This is a genomic window from Jannaschia sp. M317 (assembly GCF_025141175.1).
GTDB lineage: Bacteria > Pseudomonadota > Alphaproteobacteria > Rhodobacterales > Rhodobacteraceae > Jannaschia.
Window position 1 is genome coordinate 3,133,582 of sequence record NZ_CP081155.1, and the last position, 17,361, is coordinate 3,150,942.

18 protein-coding genes and 1 tRNA gene are annotated in these 17,361 nt (G+C 64.5%); 6 read left to right on the forward strand and 13 right to left on the reverse strand.

Annotated elements, in window-relative coordinates; genetic code table 11:
• Window positions 1-223: 223 nt before the first annotated feature.
• The 13 genes from rplL to K3551_RS16025 all read right to left on the reverse strand — a co-directional run bounded on the left by rplL (window position 224) and on the right by K3551_RS16025 (window position 13,000).
• Window positions 224-601 carry a 50S ribosomal protein L7/L12 gene (rplL, locus tag K3551_RS15965; protein WP_259915534.1) on the reverse strand — a complete coding sequence of 126 codons (378 nt, stop codon included), beginning with the start codon at window positions 599-601 and terminating at the stop codon, window positions 224-226.
• Between the two features lie 77 nt (window positions 602-678).
• Window positions 679-1,191: a 50S ribosomal protein L10 gene (rplJ, locus tag K3551_RS15970; protein WP_259915535.1), complete on the reverse strand. Its 513-nt coding sequence runs from the start codon at window positions 1,189-1,191 to the stop codon at window positions 679-681.
• A gap of 236 nt (window positions 1,192-1,427) precedes the next feature.
• Window positions 1,428-2,138: a 50S ribosomal protein L1 gene (rplA, locus tag K3551_RS15975; RefSeq protein WP_259915537.1), complete on the reverse strand. Its 711-nt coding sequence runs from the start codon at window positions 2,136-2,138 to the stop codon at window positions 1,428-1,430.
• A complete protein-coding gene (gene rplK / locus K3551_RS15980) occupies window positions 2,138-2,587 on the reverse strand; it encodes a 50S ribosomal protein L11 (protein ID WP_259915539.1) in 450 nt (149 codons plus the stop codon). Before rplK ends, rplA begins: the two co-directional genes overlap by 1 nt.
• A 122-nt stretch (window positions 2,588-2,709) precedes the next feature.
• Window positions 2,710-3,243 carry a transcription termination/antitermination protein NusG gene (nusG, locus tag K3551_RS15985; protein WP_259915541.1) on the reverse strand — a complete coding sequence of 178 codons (534 nt, stop codon included), beginning with the start codon at window positions 3,241-3,243 and terminating at the stop codon, window positions 2,710-2,712.
• Window positions 3,244-3,409: 166 nt separating this feature from the next.
• Window positions 3,410-3,604, reverse strand: a complete 195-nt coding sequence (secE, locus tag K3551_RS15990) for a preprotein translocase subunit SecE (protein WP_259915542.1) — start codon at window positions 3,602-3,604, stop codon at window positions 3,410-3,412.
• A gap of 121 nt (window positions 3,605-3,725) precedes the next feature.
• Window positions 3,726-5,843 (reverse strand): methyl-accepting chemotaxis protein, encoded by a 2,118-nt coding sequence (locus tag K3551_RS15995; RefSeq protein ID WP_259915544.1) that lies wholly within the window; start codon window positions 5,841-5,843, stop codon window positions 3,726-3,728.
• A gap of 118 nt (window positions 5,844-5,961) precedes the next feature.
• A tRNA-Trp gene (locus tag K3551_RS16000) sits at window positions 5,962-6,037 on the reverse strand.
• Between the two features lie 408 nt (window positions 6,038-6,445).
• Window positions 6,446-7,621 carry an elongation factor Tu gene (gene tuf / locus K3551_RS16005; RefSeq protein WP_259915491.1) on the reverse strand — a complete coding sequence of 392 codons (1,176 nt, stop codon included), beginning with the start codon at window positions 7,619-7,621 and terminating at the stop codon, window positions 6,446-6,448.
• 101 nt (window positions 7,622-7,722) lie between these two features.
• On the reverse strand, window positions 7,723-8,280 hold the full coding sequence (locus K3551_RS16010) for a hypothetical protein (RefSeq protein WP_259915546.1): 558 nt from the start codon (window positions 8,278-8,280) through the stop codon (window positions 7,723-7,725).
• A gap of 55 nt (window positions 8,281-8,335) precedes the next feature.
• The gene (locus K3551_RS16015) at window positions 8,336-9,493 is read right to left on the reverse strand and encodes a M48 family metallopeptidase (protein WP_259915555.1); all 1,158 of its coding nucleotides are present in this window, start codon (window positions 9,491-9,493) and stop codon (window positions 8,336-8,338) included.
• A complete protein-coding gene (locus K3551_RS16020; RefSeq protein WP_259915557.1) occupies window positions 9,490-10,701 on the reverse strand; it encodes a YjgN family protein in 1,212 nt (403 codons plus the stop codon). The genes K3551_RS16015 and K3551_RS16020 overlap by 4 nt, the downstream gene beginning before the upstream one ends.
• Window positions 10,694-13,000 carry a DNA topoisomerase IV subunit A gene (locus K3551_RS16025; protein WP_259915560.1) on the reverse strand — a complete coding sequence of 769 codons (2,307 nt, stop codon included), beginning with the start codon at window positions 12,998-13,000 and terminating at the stop codon, window positions 10,694-10,696. The genes K3551_RS16020 and K3551_RS16025 overlap by 8 nt, the downstream gene beginning before the upstream one ends.
• A gap of 162 nt (window positions 13,001-13,162) precedes the next feature.
• Between K3551_RS16025 and K3551_RS16030 the strand changes: the two genes are divergently transcribed.
• The 6 genes from K3551_RS16030 to K3551_RS16055 all read left to right on the forward strand — a co-directional run bounded on the left by K3551_RS16030 (window position 13,163) and on the right by K3551_RS16055 (window position 17,307).
• The gene (locus K3551_RS16030; protein WP_259915562.1) at window positions 13,163-13,708 is read left to right on the forward strand and encodes an SH3 domain-containing protein; all 546 of its coding nucleotides are present in this window, start codon (window positions 13,163-13,165) and stop codon (window positions 13,706-13,708) included.
• 98 nt (window positions 13,709-13,806) lie between these two features.
• Window positions 13,807-14,631 (forward strand): SDR family NAD(P)-dependent oxidoreductase, encoded by an 825-nt coding sequence (locus K3551_RS16035; protein WP_259915564.1) that lies wholly within the window; start codon window positions 13,807-13,809, stop codon window positions 14,629-14,631.
• 43 nt (window positions 14,632-14,674) lie between these two features.
• Window positions 14,675-14,881, forward strand: a complete 207-nt coding sequence (locus K3551_RS16040; RefSeq protein WP_259915566.1) for a twin transmembrane helix small protein — start codon at window positions 14,675-14,677, stop codon at window positions 14,879-14,881.
• Complete coding sequence (locus K3551_RS16045) at window positions 14,881-15,456, forward strand: cob(I)yrinic acid a,c-diamide adenosyltransferase (RefSeq protein ID WP_259915568.1); 576 nt, start codon at window positions 14,881-14,883, stop codon at window positions 15,454-15,456. The genes K3551_RS16040 and K3551_RS16045 overlap by 1 nt, the downstream gene beginning before the upstream one ends.
• 166 nt (window positions 15,457-15,622) lie before the next feature.
• Window positions 15,623-16,381, forward strand: a complete 759-nt coding sequence (locus tag K3551_RS16050) for an electron transfer flavoprotein subunit beta/FixA family protein (RefSeq protein WP_259915570.1) — start codon at window positions 15,623-15,625, stop codon at window positions 16,379-16,381.
• Entirely contained in the window at window positions 16,381-17,307 is a 927-nt protein-coding gene (locus K3551_RS16055; protein WP_259915572.1) for an electron transfer flavoprotein subunit alpha/FixB family protein, read from the forward strand. The genes K3551_RS16050 and K3551_RS16055 overlap by 1 nt, the downstream gene beginning before the upstream one ends.
• The last annotated feature ends 54 nt before the right edge of the window (window positions 17,308-17,361 follow it).

The following is a 17,361-nucleotide window of genomic DNA, read 5'->3' on the forward strand; positions in this document are numbered from 1 at the left end:
CATGTTTCGCGCCGTCTTTCCCGTCGGGCACCGGGAAAGCGCGGCTTGCGAAGAGGTCGTTGAGGCGGAACCATCTGGCGCATCTTCCCACAGATGCCCCCTCGTCCCATCCTCCTGACCGGAAAAACCGCCCTGCTGGCAGCTTTTCGAGACAGGAGCGGGTGGGACCGGTTTCCCGGACCCACCCTGTCGTTCTCGAACCCATCCCGCAGGATGGACAGAATTACTTCAGTTCGACTTCGGCGCCAGCTGCTTCCAGCTTGCCTTTGATTTCTTCGGCTTCGGCTTTGTCGACGCCTTCCTTGACGGCTTTGCCGCCGGCTTCGACCAGGTCCTTGGCTTCTTTCAGGCCCAGACCGGTGATGCCGCGGACTTCCTTGATCACGTTGATCTTGGAGGCGCCGGCCGACTTCAGGATGACGTCGAATTCGGTCTGCTCTTCGGCAGCGGCACCCGCGCCGTCGGCCGGACCGGCCATCATGACCGCGCCGCCAGCGGCGGGCTCGATGCCATACTCGTCCTTGAGGATGGTTTTCAGTTCTTGGGCTTCCAGCAGGGTCAGGTTGACGATGCTTTCGGCGAGTGCTTTCAGATCAGCCATTGTTCATTTCCAGTTCGTTAAGATGTGTTCCGGTGTCGTGCCTTTCAAGGCCACGACGAGGGATGACTTCAGGTGCTTCAAGCAGCCTTCTCTTCGATGGTCGAGAGAATGCTGGCGATGTTCGAAGCAGGCGCGCCAATGGCACCGGCGATGTTCGAGGCAGGCGCCCCGATGCAGCCAACGATGGAGGCAATAAGCTCCTCGCGGGACGGCATCTGAGCGACGGCTTTCACACCGGCGACGTCCAGAGCGTTCTCCCCCATTGCACCGCCCAGGATCTCCAGCTTGGAGTTGTCCTTGGCATATGCATCGATGACCTTTGCCGCAGCGACAGGGTCCTCGGAATAGGCGAGTACGGTCATGCCCGTGAGGTATTCGGAAATGCTGCTGGCAGCCTTCCCCTCAAGGGCGATCTTGGCGAGCTTGTTCTTGGCAACGCGCACAGATCCGCCCGCTTCGCGCATGCGCGAGCGGAGGTCCTGCATTTCGGCAACTGTCATGCCCTCGTAGCGGCTAACCACCACGACGCCAGAGCTTTCGAAGATCTGGCCGAGTTCGTCGACCAATTTCTCTTTCTGGGCTCTATCCACAGTTTTTCTCCAAGTATGGGGGTTGCCCCCCGGCTCTATTGGAACGGGTCGCCCCGTCCCTCTCAGGGTCCAATGAAGGTCCCCGGCCAGATCGCCCGACCAGAAGGGTCGGAAATCTTTGCGGGTCCCATCTCAGGAAGGATTTCCGGGGTTTCCCCCTACCCTCCGTCTCGGACAGAACAGGGCGTTGCCGCCCTGCTGATCCGACCCCCGAAGGGGCCGGAATTCTTGCAGGCTCAGGCCTGGGGGTCGTTGCCCGTTGCGCTGTCGACAGACACCGAAACGCCAGGGCCCATCGTGGAGCTGACAGAGATCTTCTTCATGTAAGATCCCTTGGCACCCGACGGCTTGGCCTTGGACACGGCATCGACGAAGGCCAGGATGTTCTCCTTGATCTTCGCGGCGTCGAACGACACCTTGCCGACGCCCGCGTGGACGACGCCGTTCTTTTCGGCCTTGAACTGGACCTGGCCACCCTTGGCGTCCTTGACGGCCTGGGCCACATCCATGGTCACCGTGCCGACCTTGGGGTTCGGCATCAGGTTCCGGGGGCCCAGGACCTTACCCAGACGACCGACGATCGGCATCATGTCGGGCGTGGCGATGCAGCGATCAAAGTCGATCTTGCCCGACTGAACCGTCTCCATCAGGTCCTCGGCACCGACGATGTCGGCTCCGGCGGCCTGCGCCTCTTCGGCCTTGGGGCCACGGGCGAACACGGCGACGCGAACGGTCTTGCCGGTGCCGTTGGGCAGGGACACGACGCCACGGACCATCTGGTCTGCGTGACGCGGGTCTACACCCAGGTTCATGGCGATCTCGACGGTCTCGTCGAACTTCGTCTTGGCGTTATCCTTGACCAGGCTCACGGCCTCGTCGATGGACACGTCTTCCTTGCCGGCGAAAGCTTCGCGGGCGGCTTTTGTGCGCTTACCGAGTTTTGCCATCACTTCACCTCGATGCCCATGGAGCTCGCCGAGCCCACGATGATCTTCATGGCCTGCTCGACGTCGTTGGCCGACAGGTCCTTCATCTTCGCTTCGGCGATCTCACGCACCTGCTTGACGGTCACGGAGGCCACGGTCTCACGACCCGGGTTCTCGGCACCGCGCGGGCGGTTACGCTTGCCCACGGGCTTCAGGCCAGCGGCCTTCTTCAGATAGTAAGACGCGGGCGGCGTCTTGATATCCATCGTGAAGGACTTGTCCTGATAGTAGGAAATCACGGTCGGGCACGGCGCGCCAACTTCCATGTCCTGCGTCTTGGCGTTGAACGCCTTGCAGAATTCCATGATGTTGATCCCGCGCTGACCCAGCGCCGGACCGACGGGCGGGCTCGGGTTGGCCTTGCCTGCAGGGATCTGCAGCTTCATCTTGCCGACGAGTTTCTTCGCCATGGCTGTCTCCTTTACGGCGGCGGAGAGGTCTCCGCCCTACATGTGCACCCCGGGGGGCGCGGTTGCCGTGGTTCGGCCAAAGCCTCCCACGTCCGATGCACGGGGCCAGGCCCCCTGCGCGATCACGCGGTCTTGGAGACCTGCATGAATTTCAATTCCACCGGGGTGGAGCGACCAAAGATCGAGACGCTGACCTTGAGGCTCTGGGCCTCGTCGTCGACTTCCTCGACCTGACCTGCGAACCCTTCGAACGGCCCATCGGTCACGTTGACATCTTCGCCGATCTCGAAGGTGATCAGGCTGCGCGGAGCTTCCTCGCCTTCCTGAACACGGTTGAGGATCTGGTTCACCTCTGCGTCACGCATCGGCATCGGGCGACCCTGAGGGCCCAGAAAGCCGGTGACGCGGTTGATCGAGTTCACCAGGTGGTAGCCTTCGTCCGACATCTCCATCCGGACCAGGACGTAGCCGGGCATGAAGCGACGCTCGGAGGTCACCTTCTTGCCGCGGCGCACTTCCAGCACCTCTTCGGTGGGGACCAGGACCTCTTCGATCTGCGCCTCAAGTCCCTGCTCTTCGACAGCGGTACGGATCTGCTCCGCCACGCGCTTTTCGAAGTTGGACAGCACACTGACCGAATACCACCGCTTCGCCATCTGCCTCGTCCGCCTTTGTCTTTACCTGTCGGCTCCGGGCAGCGCCCGAAACGTCAAACAGCGCGCATCCCGAATCAATGCACGCCGTTTCAATTGAAGTCCGCGTTCGTCTAGCGCCGGGGCCCGTCGGTGACAAGTCCCGGAACCGATCAGAACGCGCCGGTTCCTAGAAGTATTCCAGCACGGTCGTCAGACCTGTGCGGATAATGAAATCGACAAAGAAGAAAAAGATCGCCGCGATGATCGCCAACAGAAACACCATGACGGTGGTCAGCGTGACTTCGCGTCGCGTCGGCCAGGAGATCTTGGAGATTTCCGCACGCGTCTGCTGCACGAATTGAACGGGGTTGGTGGTGGCCACGGGCGCATCCTCATGTCGTGTCGAGCGCGGTAGATAGGCGCGAAGACCGCAAAGCGCAAGGCGCAGTGGCATTGGGTCATTGGATCAGCAGGTCAGCACCGCCCCCTTTCAGGGTCGCCGGTCAGGACCCAATCGCCAGGTCCCATTTCCGAACCTCTTCGGCATTGGCTGCAACCACACCGTATTCGGCTGCAGGCGCGTCCCCGGCCATGCCCCGGTCCTCTCGGGCCGAGCGGGCCACCGCCTCATAGCGTTCGAAGTGCTCGATCAGCGACAGCATCTTGGACGCCGCCCCTTTCAGCGACAGGTTGGCCGTCGACATCTCTTCGAACATCGCGGTGTTCTGTTGGGTGGCCGTGTCGATCTCGCCCATGGCGCGGTTGATTTCCGCCACGGAGGCCGACTGATCGTCCGCGGCAAGCGATATTTCCGCCACTTGATCGCCGATCCGGTCGATCCGCTCCCCCAAGGTCACCAGCGTATCCCCCGTGCGGGCCACCCGCTGAACGCCGAGGTTGATCTGATCGGAGCTGGTCGTGATCAGCTCTCCGATCTGGCGGGCTGCGTCCGAGGCACGCTGCGCGAGGGCGCGCACTTCGGATGCGACGACGGCAAAACCGCGCCCCGCCTCGCCCGCGCGCGCCGCCTCTACCCCCGCGTTCAATGCCAGCAGATTGGTCTGGAACGCGATATCGTTGATGACGCCGAGCGTTCGCGAAATCTCTGTCGAGGCCGCCTGGATTTCCCGCATGCTCTCGATTGCCTCTTGAACGACCAAGTCGCTTTGACGGGCATCTTCGCGGGCGGATTCGGTGAAGCCACGCGCGCCCTGCGCCAGCTCGGCGGTGGCCGCGATGGACCCGGTGATCTGCTCCAGCGCGCCCGTCGTCTCCGCCAGGGATCCGGCAGTCCGCTCCGTTCTCTTGGACAGCTCTTCGGCCGAGGCTGACAGGTCACTGGTCTCGTCGAGAACTTCGGAAGAATGCCTGAACAGGTCTTCGAAGGTTTCCTGGATCCGCGATGCGGCCCGGTTTGTGGCCCCTTGCAGGTCACCGAAGGCCCCGGTCCGATCGCCTTCCATGCGGACATGCAACCGCCCGTCCGCCAGCCCGGACATCACCGAGACGACATCTTCGATTCCACGCTCCAGCTCATCCAGCAGGCGATTGAGAAGCTGCCGGACAGAATGCTGCTCCTCCGGCGTATCATCCAGCGGCATCCGCACGCCGAAATCCCCCTCGGTCGCGGCCCCCAGAATGCTCTGCAGGTCGTCGTCGAGGGCGTCACGCAGGCGCCGCTGATCCTCTGCGCGGGCTTCGTTCGCGCGCACGCGCTCCTCGGCTGCGGCCCGGTCCCGTGCATCCGTCTCCTGGCGTTCCCGCTGTAGCTCCGCGCTGCGGGCCTCGGCCTCGGCGCTGCGTTCGGCGTAGGCCAAACGATCCGTCACATTGTCCCGGAACACGGCCAGGGCCTTGTTGATCTGCGCCACCTCACGGACCTTTGGCACCGGAAGCGTCACATCGACCCGGTCGCGGGCAATCGCCTGCATTGCCGTGGTGACCACGCCCAGTGGCTGCGTCAGATTGCGATGGAGACTGGCCATGATGGCCAAGGTGACCAGAATCAGCGTCACCCCCTGTGTCGCCAACATGTTCCAGTAAAAATGGTCGGCCGCAGCTTTCAACGGCTGCCCATCGTAGACCGCCTGGACGACCCCGACCTGTCCCATCTGCAGGGGAATGACAGCGACAAAGCGACCTGCGGAATGCTCAAAGACATGCTCCCCGACCTCTGGATCCGGGATGGTGATCCCGTCGAACTGAGGCGGCACGCCTGCCGCCTCCTGCTCCCAGACGACGCCCTGCCCGGGCAGGATCAGGCGGGCAGCCAGGATCGGCTGGCCGCGCCCTTCCAGAAGTTGCCCCGCCGCCCTGCGGATGCCGGGCAGGCCACTCTCCATCAGGATTTCAGTGACATCATGGCTCATCCGGTCCGCGTCATGCAGGGTTTCGGCCTGAAACTGATTGCCCAGCTTCGTGTCGACCGTGCGGGTGGTCAGCCAGAACATGAAGGCGAAGGCCAGGGTCAGGACAACGAGCACGCCGACCACACACCGCAAAACAATCGTGCGCCACCAAGGGAAGTGGGCGTCATCTGATCCCGCGCCATCAGACGGCATCAGGGGGCCAGGCGTCGCCTCTTCAGATCGAACCGGGTTCGAATCGGTGGGTCTGACCATCACGGCGTCCTCTTCTCACATAATGAGGCAAGGGATAGGCCAAAGGTCTGAATAATTCCTTTCAGCAGCAAACCAACGGGGTCGCGTGCATCCAGTTTCTGTCTGACGGTGGAAGGGCTGGCAGGGGCATCAGGATTCGAACCCGAGGCCTGCGGATTTGGAATCCGCTGCTCTACCAACTGAGCTATACCCCTGCAGCAGCGTCCGCATAAGGGCAGCGTGCGACAGGTGCAAGAGCGATATTGCCCAGACCGCGCCAATTGCTCCGAGACGGGTTTGCCAGCACGGTCGGGACGATGCCGCACCCCTGGCCCAATTGCTGATATGTACAACAGGGCAGAGCTGAACTGGGACGGTTGCGTCAGCCCGTTGAAATAAAAGGTGAAATCCCGGGCTTGTGATGGTCTGAGACACCGGGAATGTCCGGGCTATTTTCCGCCAGCAGGATCGGCTCCGACGAACAGGTACCCCCAACACCTGCCAACGGTGACAGAGCATGACCGCCCCCTTGGCACGCCCCCCCCGTCACCGACGAAAAAGGGCCGCCCGGTCTGGGCGGCCCTTTCGAGAAGCGGTTGGGGGCTTTCCCTTGGGAAAGGACCTTACTCGGTGATCTTCGACACCACGCCGGCACCGACGGTGCGGCCACCTTCGCGGATCGCGAAGCGCAGGCCGTTTTCCATCGCGATCGGCGCGATCAGCTCGACGTCGAACTTCAGGTTGTCGCCCGGCATCACCATCTCCGTGCCCTCGGGCAGGTTCACCGTGCCGGTCACATCCGTCGTGCGGAAGTAGAACTGCGGGCGGTAGTTCGCGAAGAACGGCGTGTGACGGCCACCCTCTTCCTTGGTCAGGATGTAGGCCTCGGCCTCGAACTTCGTGTGCGGCTGAACCGAACCCGGCTTGCACAGAACCTGACCGCGCTCAACGCCGTCACGATCCACACCACGCAGCAGCGCGCCGATGTTGTCGCCCGCCTCACCACGGTCCAGCAGCTTGCGGAACATCTCGACGCCCGTGCAGGTCGTCTTCTTGGTGTCGCGGATGCCGACGATCTCGATCTCGTCGCCCACGTTGATCACGCCACGCTCGACACGACCGGTCACAACCGTACCACGACCCGAGATCGAGAAAACGTCCTCGACCGGCATCAGGAAGGGCTGGTCAACCGCACGCTCGGGCGTCGGGATCCAGGTGTCGACGGCTTCCATCAGCTTGCGGATGGAGTTCTCGCCGATCTCTTCGTCGCGGCCTTCCATCGCAGCCAGAGCCGAGCCGGGGATCACGGGAATGTCGTCGCCCGGATACTCGTAGGACGACAGCAGCTCGCGGATCTCCATCTCGACGAGCTCCAAGAGCTCCTCGTCGTCGACCTGGTCGACCTTGTTCATGTAGACGACCATGGTCGGGATGCCGACCTGGCGACCCAGCAGGATGTGCTCGCGCGTCTGGGGCATCGGGCCGTCGGCCGCGTTCACAACCAGGATCGCGCCGTCCATCTGGGCGGCACCGGTGATCATGTTCTTGACGTAGTCGGCGTGGCCGGGGCAGTCGACGTGGGCGTAGTGACGCGCCTCGGTCTCGTACTCGACGTGCGCCGTCGAGATCGTGATGCCGCGGGCCTTCTCTTCGGGGGCGCCGTCGATCTGGTCGTAGGCCTTGAAGTCGCCGAAGTACTTCGTGATCGCCGCCGTCAGCGTCGTCTTGCCGTGGTCAACGTGACCGATCGTGCCGATGTTCACGTGCGGTTTGTTACGTTCGAACTTTGCCTTCGCCATGATGGGCCCCTGCCTTGAGCGGGCACCCCCTACGGGCACCCGGATTCCATATCGCGGGCCGTCTAGCGGGCGGTGGTCGCGAACGCAAGGGGATCGGTAGCCTAGCGCGGCGGCAGACCGAACCAGGCGGGGTTGCGCAAAAGCCATGCCTGGATCTTTTGCGACATGTTCCGCGCCAGGGTCGTCATCTGCGCGTCGGCATCCTTGCTGATGCCCGACCCGAGGAACAGGGTATCGGCCCCCTCGAAGGTGGTGATCTGTTCGGGGCCGGCGATTTTCTGCTGCGGGTTCGCCTCCCAGAGGTTGGCGGACACCACGAGGATCGACTTAGGCGTCAGAACGACCGGAATGCCAGCAGGCGCAAGGGAATAGCCGTCGATGTTGACGGCAATGACATAGTCTTTGCCCCCCTGGTAACGGCCAAACCGACGCTCCAGCTCGGCGGACATGATCTCTTTCCACTTATCGGGGGTGGCATCGCGCGACGGCGGGACCTTTTGCGCGTTCTCCGCCACGACAACCGTAAAGCCGAGCTGGAAATCGCCGAACTCCTCCAACTCCTCGCCCAGGGGGTCCGCCGCCTCGCATCCGGCAAGGCCCAGGCCCGCGCCCGCAAGGGTGAGGCCGGCAAAGCTGCGGCGGGTCAGTCGGTTGGTCATGGTCGCTCCCCTCGTCGATCTGTTCCGAATACCGGTCAAGGCCCCCGCCCGCAACTCAGCCACAAATCGCGCGCAACGCGCCCCAGGCCTTTGGCGTCAGCGCGGGCGCACCGATCACCGGGTCGCCGACCCCCGTGGCGCGCGCGATCCGGTCGGCAAGTTGCGGGTGGCTGCTGAGGTGGGCCAGCAAACCTTCGGCATCGCCGTATCGGGCGCGCAGGCGTTCGAACATCTCGCCCAGGGCCGAGGGCGGCAGGCCGACGGCGGTCAATTGGTCATGGGCGAAGGCGTCGGCGGCGGTTTCGGCGCGCCGCGAATAGCTGCTGGTCAGCGCCTGCCCGGCCGCCCCGCTAAGAACGCCGCCGCCCGAGACATCGCCGATCAGGACCGACGCGATGGCCAGGCCGCTGTAGACCTGCAACTGGTGACGCACCGGATCGTCGTTGACCACGTGGCCCAGCTCATGAGCGAGGACGGCGGCGATTTCTTCGGGGCGCGCGGCCTGCTGGATCATGGAGTTGAAGAACGCGATCCGCCCCCCCGCGACCGCGTAGGCGTTCAGGATCGGATTGGCGCTGTCGTCCAGGACGGTGACATGCAGATCGTAGGGCAGATCGACGCCCTGGGCCACACGGTCGGTCAGCGCCCGCAACGCCACCTGCCCCGCCGGGTTCGAACATTCGCGCAACGGGGTAAAGCCGTCGCCGAACATCAGCTGCGTCTGCTCGTAATGCAGCTGACCCATGGCGACCTCTGCGTCCGGGTTCATGAAGCGGGCAAGAAGGGCGGCAAGGGCGGGCAATACCACGAGGATCAGCACCGCAAGCAACGTCACGCCGCCCGCCGCCACCAGCGCCGCGCGGCGCCACAGCGGCGGGCCCGGCAGGGGCGCGCGGGCCTCATCGGCCATCTCTTCGACAAAGATCCGCGCATCCCGATCCGTCAGCAGCAGCCGCGCCGGGTCGCCGTTGGCGAGACCGAACATCACCCGCTCCCCGCCTGCAAGGTCGGGCAGATGCCGAATGCGGCGCAGGGGCCAGCGGACCTGCCCCCCGTCCGGCAGACCCAGCAACAGAACGCGCCCGCGCGCGCCGTCTTCATGGGACAGCAGGACGCGCTGCCGCAGGGCGCGAATGCCGTCGAAATAGTCGCCGAAATGCTGCTCTGCCGGGGCCGCATCCGGCCGGGCGGGACCAGTGCCCCAGATGCTCATACGCCCGCCCCCAGGTCGAAAAGATTGGCGAAGCCGTCGGCGTCGTGCATGTGCCGCACCTCGCCCGCGCGCACGGCATTGACCTCGGCGGCCCCCTGCACGGTCAGCGTTTCGCCCACGTGGCGGATCAGGGGGAAGGTCACGAAGACCATCCGCAACGCCCCGCGGCCCAGAAAGAACGTCAGATAGAATAGGAGGGCCGCGAAAAAGACGGTGGCCGGGCTGGCAGTGGCCAGCGTTTCCAGGTCGAGCGCCGGCAGCGAAGCGACAAACCCGAAGAACGAAGCGACAAACCCGAAGAACAATGCGATCGCCCCCACGATCAGCAACAGGCCCACCAGAACCCAGCCGCCCATGTGTATCCCCAGAACCCTGCCCGTCCGGGGCGCCACGGACAAACCCGCTGCCCCCGCAAAAGCAAGCGAGGATGCCAGCCGCCGAAACGACACAACGCGCCAATACAGCCAAGCCAGCGCAAGCATGGGAACCGCGAGCATCACGAGACCGACCAACGCGTCCTGATCCTCAATCGCCCCGCCGAAAAACGCCAACGCCGCGCCCCCCCAAAGCACAGCAAGCACCGGGACAAAGGGGACGATCAGGTCCCGTGCCCGCAGCGTCAGACGAAAATGATCGTCGCCATAGTAGGCGCGCGCGGCCCGGAATCGCCAAAGCCGCTGCGTGCGCACCGGCCAAAGCAGGCCCAGCGTCGCCGCAGACAGGATCGTCCAGAAAATCGCCAGTCCCGAATAGCGCCACGCCCCGGGCCGCATCGAAAATCCGATTCCGCGCCAGCGGGTGTGGTTCAACAGATACCGCATGCCGCGATACTGGGCGAACCAGTAGACCGGCAGGATCAGCGCAAAGGATGCCGCGATTCCCGGGGCGGGCGACAACCAGATCTGTAGCGAGGCAAAGATCAGGACCATCACCACGAGGCCAAGGTAGACTGCCACGATCACAGCGGCGATCACGAACCCCATCAGCTTTTCCAGCGGCTGGCCCACGTATTCGAACGGCGTCCCGCCCAGCCGCATCGCCGACCACAGCCAGCGTCGGACCCGTGTCCGCGCCCAGAAGGAATAGACCCCCAGCGTCAGAACCGACAGGGTCGTGGTCTTGAGCACCAGGGTGAACAATCCCCTGCGCGTGCCCACGACCTCGGCCCCCATGCGGTCGAAGGCGGGGCCTGAACCGGCCTCAGCCAAACCGGTTGTTCCGGGGGAATCCACGGGGGGCCATCCGACCCGCCTGCGCCCGCGTGCCCAGCCATTCGGACAGGTCCGGCTCATGCCGGGTGCGGCCCGCGGGGTCGGCCCATTTCAGGCCCTCGGACAGGGTCAGGACGGTGACATCCGACAGCCCGCCGTCCTTGAACTTTTGCAGGCGCACGCCCTTGCCGCGCGGCATTTCCGGCAAATCGGCCAGCGGGAATACCAGCATCTTGCGGTTGTCGCCGACACAGGCCACGTGGTCGCCGTCGGCGGTCATGGGGCGCATCGCGGTCACGCCGGGCTTGACGTTCAACACCTGCTTGCCCGCCCGCTTGGACGCCAGCATCTCATCCTCGGGCACGACAAACCCATCGCCCGCCGTCGAGGCCAGCAACAGCTTGCGCCCCGGACGGTGGATCAGAATATCGACGATCTGCGTGTCCTGCGGGATGTCGACCATCAGGCGCAGAGGCTCTCCCATGCCGCGCCCGCCCGGCAGGGTCGAGGCACCGACAGTATAGGCGCGCCCGTCGCTGCCCCAGACAATCAGACGGTCCGTGGTTTCGGCGTGGAACAGAAAGGCCGGGCCGTCGCCGTCCTTGAATTTCAGTTCCTTGTCGAGTGGTTGATGCCCCGACAGCGCGCGCACCCAGCCCATGGCCGAACAGACGACGGTAATCGGCTCTCGCTCGATCATGGCTTCCAACGGGACATCTGCGACCTCTACCGCTTCGGCAAAATCGCTGCGGCGACGCCCCGCCTCGGTGGCTTTGCCGAACAGCTTGCGCACCTCGCGCAGCTCGTCCGAGATCGTGCGCCATTGGACCGCGTCATCGTCCAGCAGGTCCTGCAGGCCCGCGCGCTCTTCCATCAGGGCGTCGCGTTCCTTCAGCAGGGCCATCTCTTCGAGGCGACGCAGGGCGCGCAGGCGCATGTTCAGGATCGCTTCGGCCTGCACCTCGGTCAGGGACGCCTGCGCCTCGGTCGGCAAAGGCGACCGGTAATCCGCCTCGTCAGTGGCCCGCACATAGCCCTCGCCCCAGGGCTCGAACATCAGCGCCTCGCGCGGGGCATCATCATAGCGGATGATGTCGATGACCCGATCCAGGTTCAGGTAGGCGATGATGAAGCCTTCGAGCACCTCCAGCCGGTGGTCGATCTTGGCCATCCGGTGCCGCGATCGGCGCAACAGAACCTCTTGCCGGTGATCGAGGAAGGCCTGCAGCACCTCGCGCAGCGAACAGACGCGGGGCGTCACGCCGTCGATCAGAACGTTCATGTTCAGGGAAAAACGCGTTTCCAGATCGGAAACCCGGTAGAGCGTGTTCATCAGAACGTCCGGGTCGACGTTGCGCGATTTCGGCTCCAGCACGATGCGGATATCATCGGCGCTTTCGTCGCGGACGTCGCCCAGGATCGGGATCTTCTTGGCCAGAACAAGCTCTGCCAGCTTTTCGATCAGCTTGCCCTTTTGCACCTGATACGGGATCTCGGTAACGATGATCTGCCACTGTCCCTTGCCCAGATCCTCGATCTCGTGGCGGGCACGCAGACGGAAGGCACCGCGCCCGGTGCGATAGGTTTCCAGGATGCTTTCGCGCGGCTCCACGATGATGCCACCGGTGGGGAAATCGGGGCCGGGGATGTGGTCCAGCAACGTCTCGTCGCGGGCACCGGGTGCCTTGATCAGATGCAGGCAGGCGGCGATCAACTCGTCCAGGTTGTGGGGCGGGATATTGGTCGCCATGCCGACCGCGATTCCGGCCGCGCCATTGGCCAGGAGGTTCGGGAAAGCTGCAGGTAGAACAATGGGTTCCCGCAACGTCCCGTCATAGTTGTCGCGGTAGTCGACGGCATCCTGATCCAGCCCCTCCAACAGGGCCTCGGCGGCGGCGGTCATGCGCGCCTCGGTGTAGCGGGCCGCTGCCGGATTATCCCCGTCGATGTTGCCGAAATTGCCCTGTCCGTCGACCAGCGGATAGCGGACGTTGAAGTCCTGGGCGAGCCGCGCCATCGCGTCGTAGATCGCGGCATCACCATGGGGGTGATAGTTGCCCATCACATCGCCGGAAATCTTGGCCGACTTACGGAACCCCCCGTTCGACGCCAACCGCAATTCCCGCATGGCGAACAGGATACGTCGGTGCACCGGCTTCAACCCATCGCGCGCATCGGGCAAGGCCCGGTGCATGATCGTCGACAGGGCATAGGTCAGGTAGCGGTCGCCGATCGCCCGACTCAACGGTTCGGAGACCACCTCCTCGGAGGGGTGCGTGTCATCAGGGTCACTCATACCGAATGATGTATCGGTCGGGTCTCGGCGGCACAAGATTGGCCCCCTAAGGGAACGAAGAGAAATGTGATAGGACGGGAATCACTGTTCGTTCCGGGGGGAACCGAATAGAGTTCCGTTTGTTGGGATCAGGACACAGACATCCTGAGAGGGGAAGCTGCCATGCTGAAGATGACATTTACCCTAACTGCCGCGCTTTACGTCGGCTTTGTGGTCTGGGGCGACCCGACCTCCGCGTCGATCGAGGCCGCCGAACGCGACGCCCCGGTGATCGTGAACGCCGCAGCCGATTTCGACCGCCCCGTGATTCTGCAAAACGGATCCGCCCCCGAAGCCGCTGTGACGCGCACCGCCGTGCCCGCCGTGCAGGTGCCTGACCCCGCCGTGATCGCCGCCTCCGCCCCTGCCCCCACCTCGGTCCAGCCGCGTCTGATCGGTGAGCCGGTCGTCGTGAGCCTGGTCCAGCCCGCCGCCCCGGTCGAAACCGTCGTCACCCCCCCCGAAGCAGACCGCGACCTGCTGCAGGTGACCGGCAGCCGCGTCAACATGCGGTCCGGCCCGTCCACGTCCAACGGGGTCGTGGCCAGCCTGTCCGAAGGCACCCTGGCGGAGCCGCTGGGCGAGCCGATCAATGGCTGGCAGGAGATCCGCGAAGTAGAGACCGGGCGCACCGGCTTCATGGCGTCCCGTTTCCTCGCCCCAAGCTGATCACAGCGACAGTCTGACCGATCGGGCGTGCATCTGGCGCGCCCGTTTGCGTTTCCGCCCCAGCTTGCCTATCGCAGACAAGAAACAGGCAGGGCATCATGGGCCAACGCAGCATCCTCATCACCGGCTGTTCCACCGGCATCGGTCTGAACGCCGCGCGCACCCTGCGTGATCGCGGCTGGCAGGTGTTCGCCGCCTGCCGCAAACCCGAGGATTGCGCCCGCCTGCAGGCCGAGGGCCTGACCGCCCCGCTGATCGACTACGAGGACACCGCGACCGTCGCCCCCGCGCTGGCCCAGGTTCTGGCCGCAACCGGCGGCACGTTGGACGCGCTGTTCAACAACGGGGCCTATGCGATTCCGGGCCTGGTAGAGGATCTGCCGACCGAGGCATTGCGCTTGAATTTCGAGGCCAACCTGTTCGGCTGGCACGAGTTGACGCGTCAGGTCCTGCCGGTCATGCGCGCACAGGGGCACGGGCGGATCGTTCAGAATTCCAGCGTTCTCGGGATGGTCGCGATGCCTTGGCGCGGGGCCTATGTGGCCACGAAATTCGCGTTGGAGGGGCTGTCCGACACATTGCGGATGGAACTGCGGGGCACCGGCATTCATGTCGTCCTGATCGAACCCGGCCCGATCACCAGCGATTTCCGCAAGAACGCCCGCGCCCAGTTCGACCGCTGGATCGACTGGCGCGCGTCCGCCCGCGCCGATGATTACCATCTGGAAATCACGCGCCACAGCTCGCCCGACCCGGTTACCTTTCAATTGGGCCCCGAGGCCGTGACCGCCAAGCTGATCACCGCCTTGGACGCTCGGTCCCCGCGCCCGCGCTACTACGTCACGGTGCCCACATACCTGTCCGGTGCCATGAAGCGCGCATTCCCGAGCAGGATTCTGGACCGCGTCCTCTCGAAAGGCTGAAGCCGCCGCCTAGGTTAAAGAGCGACCAACCGAAGGAGCCGAGATGGCTGACGATCCCCTGTTCTATGTCGTGGCCGCCGCCTGTCTGGCGGTCGTGGTGATCCTGCTGTTCGGCATCGGCAGCTTTGCCAAAGGTGGCGAGTTCAATCGAAAGCACGCCAACCGCATCATGCGCTGGCGCATCGGGGCGCAGCTGTTCGCGGTCATCTTGTTGCTGGGCTTTGTCTGGCTGCGCTCGGGGGGCAACTGATGGTCGTTCTGTCCAAGATCTATACCCGCACCGGCGACGCCGGCACCACCGCATTGGGCGACGGCAGCCGCGTGCCCAAGACCGACGCCCGGGTCGAGGCCTACGGCACCGTGGACGAGGCCAACGCCACCATCGGCATGGCCCGCCTGCACGCCTCGGGCGAGATGGACGACCGGCTTGCCATGATTCAGAACGACATGTTCGACCTTGGCGCCGACCTGTGCCGCCCGAACATGGCCGCCGACGCCCAGGCGGAATATCCGCCGCTGCGCATGACCGCCGCGCAGGTCGACCGCCTGGAGGCCGAGATCGATGCGATGAACACCGCGTTGGAACCGTTGCGGTCTTTCGTGCTGCCGGGCGGATCGGCCCTGGCCGCGCATCTGCACCTGTGCCGCACCGTCTCGCGCCGGGCCGAGCGCCGCTGCGTGGAGCTTGCGGGCGGCGAAGACGTGAACGCGGATGCGGTCAAGTATCTCAACCGCTTGTCGGATTGGTTCTTTGTCGCGTCGCGCATCGCCAATGACGACGGACGCGCGGATGTTCTGTGGGTTCCAGGGGCAAACCGGACCTGAACGTGGGGCATGTGCGCGCGCGCAACACCGTGCGCGCCCGCCGCCCATCGGAAACGCCGCGCAAGAAACGGTGCGTCACAAGGCCCCGTAGCGTCGTTTTCCGTCTGTCCGCCGCAAAAAACCTCCGGTAACACCGCCAGAGATACGCATTCTGGAGGTACGCGCCATGAAAGTTCTGGTGCCCGTCAAACGGGTGATCGACTACAACGTGAAGGTCCGGGTCAAGGCCGACGGCACCGGGGTCGACCTCGCCAACGTTAAGATGTCGATGAACCCCTTCGACGAAATCTCTGTCGAAGAAGCGATCCGGCTGAAGGAAAAGGGCGTCGCCACCGAGGTCGTGGCCGTGTCCATCGGCGTCAAGCAAAGCCAGGAAACCCTGCGCACCGCGCTGGCCATGGGGGCCGACCGCGCAATTCTGGTCGTCGCCACCGATGACGTTCATCAGGACATCGAGCCGCTGGCCGTCGCCAAGATCCTCAAGGCGATCATCGACGAAGAGCAGCCGGGCCTCGTGCTGGCGGGAAAGCAGGCGATCGACAATGACATGAACGCCACGGGCCAGATGCTGTCGGCGTTGCTGGGCTGGTCGCAGGCCACCTTTGCATCCGAGGTCAACATCGACGGGGACCACGCCATCGTGACCCGCGAAGTCGACGGCGGCATGCAGACCATCAAGGTCAAGATGCCCGCCATCGTGACCGTCGATCTGCGCCTGAACGAGCCGCGCTATGCATCGCTGCCGAACATCATGAAGGCCAAGAAAAAGCCGCTGGATGAGAAGACGCCCGCCGACTACGGCGTTGACGTCTCGCCGCGTCTGGAAATCATCAAGACGACCGAGCCCGAGACCCGCAAGGCCGGTGAAATGGTCGCCTCTGTCGATGAGCTTGTGTCGAAACTCAAGGAAGCGGGGGCTGTCTGATGGCTGTTCTTCTGATCGGTGAAGTCACGGGCGGCGAATTGAACGTCGACGCCACCTCCAAGGCACTGACGGCTGCCAAGCAGCTGGGCGATGTGACCGTGCTGTGTGCCGGGGCGTCCGCAGCTGCCGCGGGTGCCGCCGCGGCCAACCTGGACGGCGTCGCCAAGGTTCTGGTCGCCGAGGATCCGTCCCTCGGTCATCGCCTGGCCGAGCCGACCGCCGCCTTGGTGGTGTCCTTGGCAGGCGATTATTCGCACATTCTGGCCCCGTCCACGACGGACGCCAAGAACGTGATGCCCCGCATCGCCGCCCTGCTGGACGTGATGATCCTGTCGGACGTGACCGCCGTGGTCGACGGCGACACGTTTGAACGTCCGATCTATGCGGGCAACGCGGTGCAGACCATCAAGTCGACGGATGCCACCAAGGTGATGACGATCCGCACCTCGACCTTTGACGCCGCCGGCGACGGCGGCTCGGCCCCGGTTGAAACGGTCGGTGCCGCTGCTGATCCCGGCCTGTCGGAATGGGTCGAAGACAAGGTTGCACAAAGCGACCGGCCCGAGCTGACCTCGGCCGGAGTGGTCGTCTCTGGCGGGCGCGGCGTTGGATCTGAAGAGGACTTCGCCCTGATCGAAAAGCTGGCCGACAAGTTGGGGGCCGCTGTTGGCGCCTCGCGCGCGGCGGTCGACTCGGGCTATGCGCCCAACGACTGGCAGGTCGGGCAGACCGGCAAGGTCGTGGCCCCGGATCTTTATATCGCCGTCGGCATTTCCGGTGCCATCCAGCACCTGGCGGGCATGAAGGATTCCAAAGTCATTGTCGCCATCAACAAGGACGAAGAGGCCCCGATCTTCCAGGTCGCGGACTACGGCCTGGTTGCCGACCTCTTCGCCGCGGTACCGGAGCTGATCGAAAAGATCTGATCCGCCCGACAGACGAGCAGAACAGCAAACGCGGCCGCCAATGGCCGCGTTTTT

What these genes read in the sequence shown, in the direction of transcription:
- rplL (WP_259915534.1), bottom strand. Translation starts at nt 601, where the DNA reads ATGGCTGATCTGAAAGCACTCGCCGAAAGCATCGTCAACCTGACCCTG.
- rplA (WP_259915537.1), bottom strand. Translation starts at nt 2,138, where the DNA reads ATGGCAAAACTCGGTAAGCGCACAAAAGCCGCCCGCGAAGCTTTCGCC.
- rplK (WP_259915539.1), bottom strand. Translation starts at nt 2,587, where the DNA reads ATGGCGAAGAAACTCGTCGGCAAGATGAAGCTGCAGATCCCTGCAGGC.
- nusG (WP_259915541.1), bottom strand. Translation starts at nt 3,243, where the DNA reads ATGGCGAAGCGGTGGTATTCGGTCAGTGTGCTGTCCAACTTCGAAAAG.
- K3551_RS15995 (WP_259915544.1), bottom strand. Translation starts at nt 5,843, where the DNA reads ATGGTCAGACCCACCGATTCGAACCCGGTTCGATCTGAAGAGGCGACG.
- tuf (WP_259915491.1), bottom strand. Translation starts at nt 7,621, where the DNA reads ATGGCGAAGGCAAAGTTCGAACGTAACAAACCGCACGTGAACATCGGC.
- K3551_RS16010 (WP_259915546.1), bottom strand. Translation starts at nt 8,280, where the DNA reads ATGACCAACCGACTGACCCGCCGCAGCTTTGCCGGCCTCACCCTTGCG.
- K3551_RS16015 (WP_259915555.1), bottom strand. Translation starts at nt 9,493, where the DNA reads ATGAGCATCTGGGGCACTGGTCCCGCCCGGCCGGATGCGGCCCCGGCA.
- K3551_RS16025 (WP_259915560.1), bottom strand. Translation starts at nt 13,000, where the DNA reads ATGAGTGACCCTGATGACACGCACCCCTCCGAGGAGGTGGTCTCCGAA.
- K3551_RS16030 (WP_259915562.1), top strand. Translation starts at nt 13,163, where the DNA reads ATGCTGAAGATGACATTTACCCTAACTGCCGCGCTTTACGTCGGCTTT.
- K3551_RS16035 (WP_259915564.1), top strand. Translation starts at nt 13,807, where the DNA reads ATGGGCCAACGCAGCATCCTCATCACCGGCTGTTCCACCGGCATCGGT.
- K3551_RS16040 (WP_259915566.1), top strand. Translation starts at nt 14,675, where the DNA reads ATGGCTGACGATCCCCTGTTCTATGTCGTGGCCGCCGCCTGTCTGGCG.
- K3551_RS16045 (WP_259915568.1), top strand. Translation starts at nt 14,881, where the DNA reads ATGGTCGTTCTGTCCAAGATCTATACCCGCACCGGCGACGCCGGCACC.
- K3551_RS16050 (WP_259915570.1), top strand. Translation starts at nt 15,623, where the DNA reads ATGAAAGTTCTGGTGCCCGTCAAACGGGTGATCGACTACAACGTGAAG.
- K3551_RS16055 (WP_259915572.1), top strand. Translation starts at nt 16,381, where the DNA reads ATGGCTGTTCTTCTGATCGGTGAAGTCACGGGCGGCGAATTGAACGTC.